Genomic DNA, 12701 nt, shown 5'->3' on the forward strand with positions numbered 1-12701 from the left:
CTACGCTTCTTTAGAGCCAAAACCGAAGAAGCGCTTGATAGCGGCCCAGGCGCCACCTAGGGCCAGCAAACCCAGCTTCCAGAACTTGAGGATGATGGCAAAAAAGCCGACCTTGGCCAGTACCTTACCCGCCACTAGGCCGCCAATGGTGTAGGCCGCTACCTCATCGATGCCCGCGTTGTAATCGGTGTATTGCTGGCCTTTGGCAAATGACACGTTGGCCAGCAGGCTAGGAATACTAGCCTTGATTTCGGCCAGCTGCTCGGGCGAGGCTACGGCATTGAGCACCAGCACACCTTTGCGGCCCAGCAAGCGCACGTTGTAGTTGAGGGTCGAGTCGCGGCTACTGCCAAAGCGTAATATTTTGGCCCAGTGCAGGGCGTGCTGGTCTTTGTCGTAGTAGGGGTTGGCGCCCCAGCCCATGAGGTGCACAGCCTCGAAACCGGCCTTTTCGCGCTCTGGATTTTCCTCTTCTAAGTCCTTCTGCATGTCGGCCAGCAAGTCGTTGTAATCGATGTCGTTGGCGTCGTCATCTTTCACGTAGCCCATGCCGTCATACTCGATGACGTAGGCCCAACTGGCATCGTCGAGGGGACCTTTGTCTTTTGGGAAAAGCATGCCTAGGCTAGTGCCGTCAGGATTGTGCCAATAGGTAGTGAGTACGCGGCGGCTCTGGGCCGAGTCGAGGTAGCGGTAGCCAGCCGGCACCGTTAGCTCGCCGATGCCACCGGGCAGCGTGAGGTGCCCCGTTTGGTAATGAAGCGTGCTCTGAATAGAATCGACCACCGCCCGGTAGCGGGCGGCCGAGTCGACGGCGGCTGGCTTAGGTGTCGGTTTAGGAGCGGGGGCGGCCATAGCTCCGGTGGCCGCTAAGAGCAGGGAAAACAGATTGAGTAGGGGTTTTTTCATGAATAAAAAGAAGGTTAAAAATGTCCTTGCGAATATAATCTCGAAGCTCAGGTTGCCTTTGAAAACTAGTAAGCTAGCGCGTCAGCCGTGCGCCCGCGCTAGGCGGTACCTTTGTAGTCCTATGAAATTCGCCACCAAAGCCATCCACGCCGGCGTGCACCCGGACCCCACCACGGGGGCCATTATGACGCCTATCTACCAGACCTCGACCTACGCCCAGCGGTCGCCGGGCGACAATAAAGGCTACGAGTACTCGCGCACTCACAACCCCACCCGCACGCAGCTGCAAGATGCCCTGGCCGCCCTCGACAATGGTCGCCACGGCCTGGCGTTTGCCTCGGGCATGGCAGCTATCGACTGCGTGCTGCGCCTGCTGAAACCCGGCGATGAGGTCATCTCGACCGACGACCTTTATGGCGGCAGCTACCGCATCATGACCAAGGTGTACGCGCCCCTAGGTATCAATTTTCACTTCGTACCGATGGGCGACATGGCCGCCGTGCGCGCCAAAATATCGCCTCGTACTAAGCTCATTTGGGTCGAAACTCCCACTAACCCACTGCTCAACGTCATCGACATTGCGGCGGCAGCGGGCGTAGCCAAAGAGGCCGGCGCTCTGCTGGCCGTTGATAATACCTTCTCGACGCCTTACCTGCAAACGCCGCTGGCGCTGGGCGCTGACATTGTGGTGTACTCGCTGACCAAGTACATGGGCGGCCACTCCGACGTGGTGATGGGCGCGCTGGTCTTCAACGACGACCAATTGCTGAAGGACCTTAGCTTTTATCAAAATTCGTGCGGTGGCACGCCCGGTCCCCAGGACTGCTTCTTGGTGCTGCGCGGTCTCAAGACCCTGCACCTGCGCATGCAGCGCCACTGCGAAAATGGCCGCGCTGTGGCCGAATACCTGCGCCAGCACCCTAAGGTAGAAAAAGTGTACTGGCCTGGCTTCGAGAACCATCCCAACCACGCTGTGGCCGCCCGCCAGATGAATGACTTCGGAGGTATGATTTCCTTTGTGCTTATGGGTGATAAGCAAGAGGATGCCATCGCAGTGCTTGAGAAGTTTCAGCTTTTTACCCTGGCCGAAAGCCTAGGTGGCGTAGAAAGCTTGAGCGGCCACCCTGCCACCATGACGCACGCCAGCATCCCAGCCGAGCAGCGCCGCGCCTCGGGCCTCAGCGACTCGCTCATTCGCCTCAGCGTAGGCATCGAGGACGCCGAAGACCTAATTGAGGACTTGGCCCAAGCAATAGGGTAATTATTCATGCGCTCAGAAGCTGTAAGGTAGTGCCAATGGCACGGGGTTAGGCTGGCATTACCTTACAGCTTCTAAGCGCTTCGGCTTGCATTTTCAAGTGCAAGCTTAAGCTGTATTTTCTTTTCATAAATATGGTATCTGCTGAAGCAAGCTACTTAGACCGGGTGCATTGGTTGCTTTATGTGCTGCTCTACGTACTGCTCTTATCATTGACACCTAATGCGGGTTTTACTACAGATGTCATATGTTGGATGGGGTGGGCCACGCAGATAGGCGTGCATGGGCTGACTACCGCCTACGAGCTCGACTCTAACAACTACAACCCGCTCTATCAGTATGTATTATATATATATGCCAAGTTAGCGGGTAGCCCCGCTCACATTGCTACCTACATTCATTGGCTCAAAGCGTTTACGCTGCTTTTTGATTTTGGCGGGGCTATCTTGGTAGTGCGCTATTTTGGGTATGGTGATGCCAACCAGCGGTTTATTTTATCGCTGCTGTTCTTGCTCAATATCGGCTACCTCTACGATACGGTGGTGTGGGAGCAGGTTGATGCCATTTTAAGCACGCTGCTGTTTGTGGCACTGCTGCAGGCCCTGCGTCAGCGGTCTGTCAGTAGCGCTTTATTCTACCTATTGGCCGTCAATATGAAGAGCCAAGGTATTATGCTGCTCCCACCCATGCTACTGCTATGGGCGCCGCAATGGTGGCGTGCTCCCCGCCAGTTGGCGCAAAGTGTGGTTCTAGGTGTAGCAATACAACTGCTTATACTAGCGCCATTTATCTGGAGTGGTACTGTGGTGCGTATCGCGCATATCGTCTATGATGCAGCAAGCTATTTTCCCTATGCTAGCTTAAACTGCTATAATGGGTGGGCGTGGGTAATCCGTGCTTTTAACGAGCCCGATTCTCTACTCTTTTGGGGTGTCACGTACAAGCGCTGGGGACTGCTGAGCTTTCTGCTAGCTTCGGCAGTGGTACTCTTGCCGCTCGGGTTGGCTACGATTCAAAAGATGCGTACCCGCCAGTTGTTTGAGCTTGCCGACTATGAACTGGTGCTACTGAGCCTAGGGTTAGTCCCCCTAGCCTGCTGTTTCTTCAACACCCAAATGCACGAGCGCTACTGGCACCCAGCGCTGCTGCTGCTAGGTGCGCACGCTGTGTTGACGCGGCGCTACGCCTTGTTTGGCCTCTTTTCACTGGCTTATTTTCTGAACTTGGAGGGGAGTATGAATTACTTGTTGCCAAGTTATTTCCCAATAGAGTGGCTGGATGAGATTGTCAAAATGCGGATGGCCAATTATCCGCTGCCTAATGCCCTCGTGCATACCAGTCTCCTGTTTGAACCCAAGTTGGTAGCCGCCTTCTTCGCTGCGGTGTTGCTGCAGGGTACCTGGCAGCTCTACCGCCTAGCCCGTCCATGGACTGCCTGGCGGCAGCTGCGCCAGCCGCTGCGCCCAGTCCCTTCGGTACCGGCCTAATCCGACAGCGCCTAGGTGGCGTAGGTAGGCCGCTTGCCTAGCTTAGGGCCCCTACCTGTTAGTTTTATGCGGTTTATTATGCTTCTGCTGGCGCTCTGTTCTTGCGCTGGCCCTTCTCGTATGCTCACTTCGGCTGCTTCTACTTCATCTGCGCCAGTGTCTTTTCTGGCCCTTGGCGACTCGTACACCATTGGGGAGGGCGAAACGGCCGCTCACCGCTGGCCGGTGCAGCTGGCCGCGCTGGCCCGGCAGCAAGGGCTGAACCTGGCCGAGCCTACCATCATTGCCCGCACCGGCTGGACGACCGCCGAGCTGCAAGAGGCCATTGCAGCGGCCCACGACCACCATACGTATGGCTTAGTGTCGCTGCTGATTGGGGTCAACAACCAATACCGGGGCCAGTCGGTGGCCCTATACCGCACCGAGTTTCGGGCGCTGTTGGCTACGGCCATAGCCTTTGCGGGCGGGCAGCCGCGGCACGTGGTAGTGCTCTCGATTCCCGACTGGGGCGTGACGCCGTTCGCCCACGACCGCAATCGGGCCCAAATAGCCCAAGAAATCGACCAGTTTAACCTGGTAGCCCACGAGGAGTGCCAGCACGCCGACGTAGCCTTTGTCGACATTACGCCGCGCACGCGGGCTGCTGCTAGCGCTGAAAATCAGTTTACTGCTGATGGTCTGCATTATACGGGCGCGCAAATGCAGCAGTGGGCGACGCTGGCATTGCCCGTGGTGCAGCAGCAGTTGCGCTGAAAACCAGCCTGACGCCCAATCGCGCTGAAATTTAGGGCGCCGCCGAACGTCATTCGCCGTTCACCACTGCCGGTCTAGCTTGCCGGCGGTAGCGCCCCTAGGGGGCAGGCTGCTCCCTTATTTTCTGCACGTATGAAATACTTATTGCTGGCGCTGCCCGCCACGCTCGTGGCCACGCAGGCTTTTGGGCAACACCTCGAATACTCGGTCCGCGCCAATGCCGGCTTTTCGGAATTCAGGGGCGCTAACGCCACTGCTACCACTGCCGTTTCGACCACTACTGCCAATGGGGCCGAGAGCAGCCGGGTAATCAACCCCTATGGCAAGCACCTAGGTGCGGGCGCCGGCCTCAGCCTGCGAGCGCAGCGCGTGGGCAAGGCCGGCCTGCTCACGGCCTTTGACCTGGGCTTCGACTGGCTGCAAGCCCGCGCCAATGTCGATGCTATCTATTACAGCAGCTCGTCGGCTAGCTACAGCCGCGCCGCTACAGGCAAGGTGCACCTGTACACGCCCAGCATCACGGCCTTTTTGGGCGCGGGCTGGCGCCTAGGTGGCGAAAAGCTGGCCCTAGATGCCTTAGTGGGACCTGAGCTAGCCTACGTGCTGAATGCCCGAGAAATAGGCGACGGAAGCTCGGCCGTGAATGGCAGCTGGCGCACTGACCTGAGCCGCCCGCCCGCCAACCGCCTCGATTTTCGGCTGCGCGGCGACCTCACCGTGTGGCGCAACCGGGTGGGCCTGCTAGCGAGCTATTCGCTGGGCTTCGCCAACTACCAGCCTGCTACCACGTCGATAGCCAGCCCCGATGCCTCGGTGCGCATCGCCCGCGTGGGGCTGGCATATCGCCTCAAGTAGCCGCTGCCCAAAAACATTGGGAGTGGCTCCGCGTCTAGGCAGGAGCCAGCTTATTAGCGCTGGCTCCTACTTATGCTGCTTCAGCCCCGCCACGACGGCCGCAAATACTATAACGTGTTGCCCACCAGCATCAGCCCGCCTTCGGGCTATGGGGTCATGCTGCGCCGCTACCTGTTTGAGAAAGCCGAACGCGAGCCTCAGCAGCCCCTAGGTCCGTTTCGGGCCGATACAGCGGCCCTAGGTGCGCCTGTGCCGGCCGATGCCTTGCGCGCTACTTGGCTAGGTCACAGCACCGTGCTGCTGGAGGTAGATGGCCGCCGCTTTCTCACCGACCCGGTGTGGGCCGAGCGCGCCTCACCTTCGCAGCTGGTTGGCCCCAAGCGGTTTTTTGCCCCGCCTTTTGCCCTGGCCGATGTGCCACCGCTCGATGGCATCGTCCTTTCGCACGACCACTACGACCACCTCGACCCACTCGCCATTCGGGCGCTGGCTGGGCGCACGGCGCGGTTTTATTGCCCCCTAGGGGTGGGTGCGCACCTGCGCCGCTGGGGCGTGCCGGCCGATAAGATTACGGAGCTGACTTGGTGGGATGAAGTAGCCGTAGCGCCCGATTTTAAGTTGATAGCTACGCCGGCGCGGCACTTCTCGGGGCGCGGGCTGCTGAACCGCGACAGTACGCTGTGGGCCTCATGGGTGCTGCTGGGGCCGCAGCACCGTGTGTTTTTTGGTGGCGACTCGGGGCCGTTCGACGAAGCTTTTCGGCAGATAGGGGAGAAGTTTGGGCCCTTCGACCTCGTGATGCTCGAAATCGGCGCGGCCGACGCGGAGTGGGCCGGCATCCACCTAGGGCCAGACGAGGCCGCGCGGGCGCACCAGCTGCTAGGCGGTGGGCCACTGCTGCCGCTACACTGGGGCACCTTCAACTTGGCGTTTCATGCTTGGCGGCAGCCGGTGCAGCGCCTGCTCGAGCTGGTGAGGGAGTCTGAGTTGCTGCTTCCCGCGCCGGGGCAACGCGTGGAGGTAGCCGCCGGGCCGCTAAATGCGCAGTGGTGGAAATAATTATCGTCTAGATATCCTGTTGGATAATAGAATGATACTGGCATGCTAAGGTGGCTTGTGGGCACGGCTTGCGCGAACAAAAAACCGGCAAGCCAGTTTGAAGCGCCCTAGGTCTCTAGCGCCTATGCCCTCATGCGTCCTTTTGTAGCCTGCTGTTTGTGTTGTTGCCGCCCGGCAGGCGGGGCGTGTTGTTGCGCGTAGTTTCCAGCAATTCGCTGCGGCGAAGACCAATCAATTCTCTCATTTTTTGTGGGTAGCGCCAACTGCCAGCTTAGGGCAGTGGCTGGCACGTCGGCTTTTTGCAAAGCCATGACGTACAAGTGGCTATCCTTCTCTCCAACAGTTACTCCATTCATTTAATATGAAAAAAAGCCTACTTACGCCCTTGCTGGTCGTCACGGCGCTGGCTGCGCATGCCCAGAACATCACCGTAACGGGCCGGGTGCTGAGCGCCACTGGCGAGGCACAGCCGGGGGCCACCGTACTTGAGCGCGGCACCACCAACGGTACCGCCACCGGCGCCAACGGCGAGTTTTCGCTTTCGGTATCGCCGCAAGCCACGCTCACTATCTCGGCCCTGGGCTTTGCCCCGCAGCAAGTGCCCGTGCAAGGCCGCACCACCCTGGAAGTGCGCTTGGTGGCTTCGGCCACCGACCTAGGCGACGTGGTAGTAACCGGCTCGCGGGCCGCTATCGGCCGCTCCAACGTGTTGACAGCTTCGCCGGTAGACGTGATTTCGGCCCGTGAAATTAAAGCTTTTGCCCAAACCGACGTGAGCCAGGTGCTGACCTACGTGGCGCCCTCGTTTCAGTCGTCACGCCAGACCATTTCAGACGGTACCGATGCTGCCGACCCCGCCACGCTGCGCGGCTTAGGTCCTGACCAAGTGCTAGTGCTGGTGAATGGCAAGCGCCGCTACCAACAGGCGCTGGTGAACATCAACGGTACGGTGGGCCGCGGCTCGGTGGGAACCGACCTCAACGTGATACCCACGGCCGCCATCAAGCGCATTGAAGTGCTGCGCGATGGCGCGGCGGCGCTATACGGTTCCGACGCCATCGCGGGCGTTATCAACATTCAGCTCAAAGACGACACTACTGGCGTGCAGGCCACCGGCCTCTACGGCCAAACTGTGGAGAGCGACGGCCAAACCCAGCAGGCTGACATCAACATCGGAATTGGCCTGAATAAAAGAGGCTTCCTCGATATTGGCGGACAGTTATTGAACCGCGGCTATACCAATCGGTCTTTTGCCGACACGGCGCCGCTCATATACCTAGGCGACTCGGGCGGCAACTACCCGGCCTCGGCCAACACCGAGCAGGCGCGCCGCGACCTGAAGGCGCAGGACGATGCACTAGTATCGCAGCGGGGCTTCGACCGCAATGATATTCGGGTGGGGCAATCGGCGCTGCGCAACTTTTCGGGCTTCCTCAATGGCGGCTACCGCCTAGGTAGCGGCTACGAGGTGTATTTGATGGGCAACGCCGCCTACCGCACCAGCCACGCCGCGGGCTTCAATCGCCTGCCTACCGCGCTCACGCAGATAGACTTAAACATCTTTCCCAACGGTTATTTGCCGTTTATCGACGTCACGCTCTACGACCAGTCGGCCATTGTGGGTGTGCGCAAAACCGTCGGCGGCTTCGCGGCCGACCTCAGCAACACCTTCGGGCGCAACGAGCTGGCCTACAACGTGTCGGGCTCGGTGAATGCCTCGCTGCCGCAGGGCCCTAACCTGGTGGGCGTGAATCCTACCAGCTTCTACGCCGGGCGGCTGGCCTTTTTGCAGAACACAACCAACCTAGGCTTCTCGCGGCGCTTCGAGCAGGTAGGGCCGTTGGCCACGCTCAACGTGGCCTTCGGCGGCGAGTTTCGGGTGGATAACTTCCTGATTGGGCGGGGGGAATATGCCTCGTACATCAACGGCGGGCGGCTGCTGAACGGGGCACCCACGGCCTCAGGCTCGCAGGTGTTTCCGGGCTATCAGCCGCAGGATGAGGTGAATAAGTCGCGCACTAACCTGGCTGGCTACGTAGACCTAGAAAGCGATATTTCGGAGCGGCTGCTGGTGCATTTGGCTGGCCGGGCCGAGCGCTATAGCGATTTTGGCGGCAACGTGAGCGGCCAGGCCAGCGCCCGCTTTAGCATCATCGACGGGCTGGCCATTCGCGGCACTATAGGCAATGGCTTCCGGGCGCCTTCCTTGCAGCAGCGCTACTTCACCAGCACGGCCACGCAGTTTGTGAGTGGCAACCCGCGCCAAGTGCTTACGGCCAACAACGACAGCCCCATCGTGCGCAACGATGTGAGCAACAGTACACAGCCCGGCTTTGGGGTAGAGGCACTGCGGCAGGAAAAATCGACCAACTATAGCTTAGGGCTCACGGCGCGCTTTCTGCGCACGTTCACCCTCACGGCCGACTTATACCAGATTGATATCCGCGACCGCATCGTGCTTTCGTCGCAGTTCACGACAAGCAACCCCACGGTGGCCACCATCCTGCGCAACACGCAGGTGACGTCGGTGCAGTTCTTTGCCAATGCCGTGAACACGCGCACCCAGGGCATCGACGTGGTGCTAAGCGAGCGCCTGCGCCTAAATGAGCGCAGCAACCTAGGCTTCACAGCGGCGGCCAACTTCAACGAAACGGTGGTGCGTAGCTTCAACAGCTCCTCCAGCACCATCAACAACGACCAGACCGCCGGCACCGCCAACCTGCAAAACACGCTCTTCAACCGCCAGCAGCGCACCCGCCTCGAAAACGGCAACCCGCGCAGCAAAATCCTGCTGACCGCCAACTACAGCCTCGATAAGTTTAGCGTCGAAGCCCGCAGCGTGCGCTTTGGCGAAGTGCAAACCAAAGACCAGGACCCGGTTCGCTCGAACCTTGACCAGACGTTCTCGGCCAAATGGATTACGGACCTCACTGTGAGTTACCAGATTCTCAAGCAAGTGGGCCTGACGGTGGGCGTCAACAACCTCTTCAACGTGTACCCCGACAAAGTAATCGTGGACCCGCGCAACGACCCCAACAACTTTGCAGTGGGCGCTAACAGCTACAGCTCCAGCGTCGACAACTCCAACCGGGGCCGCTTCCTGTACAATGCCAACCAGTTCGGCTTCAACGGCGCATATTACTTCACGCGGCTTTCCGTGACGCTTTAAGCGGAAACGCCCTAAGTTGGTACAAAATCGTCCTAAGTTAGTACAAAGCAAAAACCCCGTTCCATTTTCGTGGAGCGGGGTTTTTGCAGCAAAACGGTCGGCAAGCTACCTAGGGCTTGGCCGCAGAGCCGCTGCTGTTGGCGTCCAAAATCTGAAACAGCTCGTCGAGCTTAGGCGTGAGAATAATCTCGGTGCGGCGATTCATGGCCTTGTTTTGGGGCGTGTCGTTGCTGGCCACGGGCACGTACTGCGAGCGGCCCGAAGCCGTGATGCGGCTGGGCTCGACACCGCTAGTAGTGAGTAGGCGGGCAATGTCGGTGGCGCGCAGCGCGCTCAAGTCCCAATTATCGGTAATGCCGCCCGTGGGGCGCATGGGTACGTTGTCGGTGTGGCCTTCTACCACCACATTCACGTCTTTCTGCTCTTGTAGCACGGCTGCCAGCTTTTTCAGGGCTTCCTGGCCTTTAGGGTCTACCTTGGTCGAGCCCGACTTGAAAAGCAGTTGCTCAGAAAGTGACACGTACACTTTGCCATCCTTGAGCTTCACTTGCAAGTCTTTAGAATTGAAGCTGAGTAGGGCGTTGCTCACGCGGGCCTTGAGGTCATTTACGGCCTTGTCCTTCTCGGCTAGCGCCTGGGTTAGCTCAGTTAGCTTGGCCTCGCGGGCGGCTAGGTCAGCTTTTGACTTACGCAGGCTTTGGTCGAGGGTACCTAGCTCGCTTTCGCGGGTGGCGAGGTCCTTGGCCAGCTTGCCATACTCGTTGTTGCGGTCGGCAAGGGCACGGTCGCTGTTCTTGAGCAGCTTGTCGTAGCTTTCCGTCAGCTGGCTGTAGAGGGTGCGGGTGCGGCGCAGTGAGTTGCCTGTTTGGGTCGAGTCGGCGATGAGACGCTTTTGGTCGGCGCGCAATTCGGTTAGCACGTCATTCGTTTTTTGCAGGTCGGCTTTGAGCTGCCTGGTCTGCTGCTCGGCGGCGAGGCGGGCCTCCTGCTCGTTGCGCTGGCGGGCTTGCAGGTCTTCGTAGCGCTTGGCCGTTACACAGCTTGGCAGCGTGAGGGCGGTGGCCGCCAGCAGCGCCAGCCCAGGCAGATACGCCCGGCGAGCCGTAAATTTCGCAGAAAACATAAGCGGAAGAAAAATGAGTTTTGCCTGCCAAGTTACCGCAATTTCCGCTGCCGTACCTTTGCCCACCCTTCCATACCCTGGCCCTAGGCACGGCGCGGCGTGCGTCAGTGGGCTGGTGGGTGGTCGCCCTTCTTTTTGCCCGTAGCTTGGCGGCGTCGCCAATTAGTTTTTTTACTGCTTCTACACGTACTCACCCGCACCTTTTAGCTACCCGCCGCCGGGCGGCAGCTACCTAGGTTCTCCCCATTATCTATGGCTTGGTTTAAGCGACAGGAAAAGGGTATCATTACCCCTACCGAGCAAAAGAAAGAGACCCCCGATGGCCTCTGGTACAAATGCCCCGAGTGCAAAACAGTGGTCACGATGGCCGAGCACCGGCGCCTCAGCTATGTGTGTGGCAACTGCGGCCACCACGACCGCATCGATGCTGGCACGTACTTCGAGCTGCTCTTCGACGACGGGCAATTTGAGGAACTGGACGCTGCTATGACCTCGGCCGACCCGCTGGTTTTCACCGATACCAAGGCCTACCCGCAGCGCGTGCAGTCCACCGAAAAAAACACGGGCCTCAAGGACGCCGTGCGCACGGCGCACGGCCAGAGCGCTGGCCAGCCGCTGGTGGTGGCCGCCATGGACTTCCGTTTTATTGGGGGCTCGATGGGCTCGGTGGTAGGCGAAAAAATAGCCCGCGCCATCGACTACGCTCGCCAAAACCGCGTGCCCTTCCTCATGATTTCGCGCTCGGGCGGCGCCCGCATGATGGAGGCCGGCTACTCGCTCATGCAAATGGCCAAAACCTCGGCCAAGCTGGCGCTGCTCGCCGAGGCAGGCATTCCCTACGTGAGCCTGCTCACTGACCCTACCACGGGCGGCGTTACGGCGTCGTTTGCCATGCTTGGCGACTTCAACATTGCGGAGCCCGGTGCCCTCATCGGCTTCGCTGGCCCGCGGGTTATCAAGGAAACCATTGGCAAAGACCTACCTAAGGGCTTCCAGAGCGCCGAGTTTGTGCTAGAGCACGGCTTTCTCGACTTTATCGTAGACCGCCGCGAGCTAAAGCAGCGCTTAGCCAATCTCCTAGGTATGGTCAAAAAGTAAACAGTTAGGCAGCTAGGTAAGACACTAAGAGAAAACTTTTTCCGGTCTCTTGCCTGCGCCTGCTGCTGCCAGCTTGCTTTGCTTTGGCACACCCTTTGAAAAGCCCACCCCAACAACCGGGGTGGGCTTTTTCGTATACTGCCCGGTTGCAAAGCCAAATTTTTCTTTATTACCTGTCCCCATGACAACTCCTAAGACCTTTCTAGCCACGCTGATGGCTTTTGTAATGCTGCTTGGCTCGTGTGCTTCTTCGCGCCAAACCACTACCCAGCCCGACCTATCGAGCAACAACGGCACTGGCGCCCGCAAAACTGGAATGACCAAAGCCTCTAAAGGCGGCCTCATCGGGGCTGGCGGTGGGGCCGTGGCTGGGGCTGTGCTGGGCCGCATCATCGGGGGCGGCCGGGGCACGGCAGCTGGTGCTATCCTAGGGGCCGCCGTAGGTGGTGGCGCTGGTGCTCTCATTGGCCGCAAGATGGACAAGCAAGCAGCTGAATTGCAGCGCGACATGGCCAACGCCAAAGTAGAGCGCGTAGGCGAGGGTATCAAAATCACGTTCGACTCGGGCATCCTCTTCGACACCAACAGCAGCGCTTTGCGCTCGACGTCGCAGGCCGATATTTCGAAACTGGCCGCTACGCTTCAGAAATACCCTGACACTAACGTGCTCGTGGAAGGGCACACCGATAACACCGGTACCGACGCCATCAACCAGCCGCTGAGCGTGAACCGGGCCCAATCGGTAGCTAGCAGCCTCACGGCGCAGGGCGTAGCCACTAGCCGCATTACTACCCAGGGTTACGGCTCAACCCAGCCAGTGGCCGATAACACCACTGCCGAAGGCCGCCAAGCCAACCGCCGCGTGGAGGTAGCCATCTACGCCAATGAAAAAATGAAGAAAGCTGCCGAGGCCGGCACGCTATAAGTAATTAATCTTCTTGATAAGCTGAACTTTAAAAAGCCTGAGCCAGTAGTGCTCAGGCTTTTTTG

The 12701-nt window shown here is 59.2% G+C and carries 10 protein-coding genes; 8 read left to right on the forward strand and 2 right to left on the reverse strand.

Translation table 11 applies throughout. The annotated features are described in order from the left end of the window. Entirely contained in the window at positions 1 to 909 is a 909-nt protein-coding gene (locus tag FNT36_RS14480; RefSeq protein WP_144848981.1) for a DUF2167 domain-containing protein, read from the reverse strand. 121 nt (positions 910 to 1030) lie between these two features. Between FNT36_RS14480 and FNT36_RS14485 the strand changes: the two genes are divergently transcribed. The 6 genes from FNT36_RS14485 (at position 1031) to FNT36_RS14510 (ending at position 9490) form a co-directional block, all read left to right on the forward strand. After that, a complete protein-coding gene (locus FNT36_RS14485; RefSeq protein ID WP_144848984.1) occupies positions 1031 to 2170 on the forward strand; it encodes a cystathionine gamma-synthase in 1140 nt (379 codons plus the stop codon). Positions 2171 to 2301: 131 nt separating this feature from the next. Beyond that, positions 2302 to 3654 (forward strand): hypothetical protein, encoded by a 1353-nt coding sequence (locus tag FNT36_RS14490; protein WP_144848987.1) that lies wholly within the window; start codon positions 2302 to 2304, stop codon positions 3652 to 3654. 120 nt (positions 3655 to 3774) lie between these two features. Beyond that, positions 3775 to 4407 (forward strand): SGNH/GDSL hydrolase family protein, encoded by a 633-nt coding sequence (locus FNT36_RS14495; RefSeq protein ID WP_233635926.1) that lies wholly within the window; start codon positions 3775 to 3777, stop codon positions 4405 to 4407. A gap of 132 nt (positions 4408 to 4539) precedes the next feature. Further along, positions 4540 to 5262: a hypothetical protein gene (locus tag FNT36_RS14500; RefSeq protein WP_144848991.1), complete on the forward strand. Its 723-nt coding sequence runs from the start codon at positions 4540 to 4542 to the stop codon at positions 5260 to 5262. A 72-nt stretch (positions 5263 to 5334) separates the two neighbouring features. Then, positions 5335 to 6321 (forward strand): MBL fold metallo-hydrolase, encoded by a 987-nt coding sequence (locus FNT36_RS14505; protein WP_144848994.1) that lies wholly within the window; start codon positions 5335 to 5337, stop codon positions 6319 to 6321. Positions 6322 to 6682: 361 nt separating this feature from the next. Further along, positions 6683 to 9490, forward strand: coding sequence for a TonB-dependent receptor (locus tag FNT36_RS14510; RefSeq protein ID WP_144848997.1), 2808 nt, complete (start codon positions 6683 to 6685; stop codon positions 9488 to 9490). 109 nt (positions 9491 to 9599) lie between these two features. On the opposite strand, the gene FNT36_RS14515 is transcribed toward FNT36_RS14510, so the two are convergent. Beyond that, positions 9600 to 10613 (reverse strand): OmpA family protein, encoded by a 1014-nt coding sequence (locus FNT36_RS14515; RefSeq protein ID WP_144848999.1) that lies wholly within the window; start codon positions 10611 to 10613, stop codon positions 9600 to 9602. Between the two features lie 252 nt (positions 10614 to 10865). Between FNT36_RS14515 and accD the strand changes: the two genes are divergently transcribed. Both accD and FNT36_RS14525 read left to right on the forward strand, forming a co-directional pair. After that, complete coding sequence (gene accD / locus FNT36_RS14520) at positions 10866 to 11711, forward strand: acetyl-CoA carboxylase, carboxyltransferase subunit beta (RefSeq protein ID WP_144849002.1); 846 nt, start codon at positions 10866 to 10868, stop codon at positions 11709 to 11711. Between the two features lie 181 nt (positions 11712 to 11892). After that, on the forward strand, positions 11893 to 12636 hold the full coding sequence (locus FNT36_RS14525) for an OmpA family protein (protein ID WP_233635927.1): 744 nt from the start codon (positions 11893 to 11895) through the stop codon (positions 12634 to 12636). Positions 12637 to 12701: the final 65 nt, after the last annotated feature.

Source organism: Hymenobacter setariae (assembly GCF_007713685.1).
Classification (GTDB): domain Bacteria; phylum Bacteroidota; class Bacteroidia; order Cytophagales; family Hymenobacteraceae; genus Hymenobacter; species Hymenobacter setariae.

Coding starts and splice junctions, on each gene's coding strand:
- FNT36_RS14480 (WP_144848981.1), bottom strand. CDS start 909: ATGAAAAAACCCCTACTCAATCTGTTTTCCCTGCTCTTAGCGGCCACC.
- FNT36_RS14485 (WP_144848984.1), top strand. CDS start 1,031: ATGAAATTCGCCACCAAAGCCATCCACGCCGGCGTGCACCCGGACCCC.
- FNT36_RS14490 (WP_144848987.1), top strand. CDS start 2,302: ATGGTATCTGCTGAAGCAAGCTACTTAGACCGGGTGCATTGGTTGCTT.
- FNT36_RS14495 (WP_233635926.1), top strand. CDS start 3,775: ATGCTCACTTCGGCTGCTTCTACTTCATCTGCGCCAGTGTCTTTTCTG.
- FNT36_RS14500 (WP_144848991.1), top strand. CDS start 4,540: ATGAAATACTTATTGCTGGCGCTGCCCGCCACGCTCGTGGCCACGCAG.
- FNT36_RS14505 (WP_144848994.1), top strand. CDS start 5,335: ATGCTGCTTCAGCCCCGCCACGACGGCCGCAAATACTATAACGTGTTG.
- FNT36_RS14510 (WP_144848997.1), top strand. CDS start 6,683: ATGAAAAAAAGCCTACTTACGCCCTTGCTGGTCGTCACGGCGCTGGCT.
- FNT36_RS14515 (WP_144848999.1), bottom strand. CDS start 10,613: ATGTTTTCTGCGAAATTTACGGCTCGCCGGGCGTATCTGCCTGGGCTG.
- accD (WP_144849002.1), top strand. CDS start 10,866: ATGGCTTGGTTTAAGCGACAGGAAAAGGGTATCATTACCCCTACCGAG.
- FNT36_RS14525 (WP_233635927.1), top strand. CDS start 11,893: ATGACAACTCCTAAGACCTTTCTAGCCACGCTGATGGCTTTTGTAATG.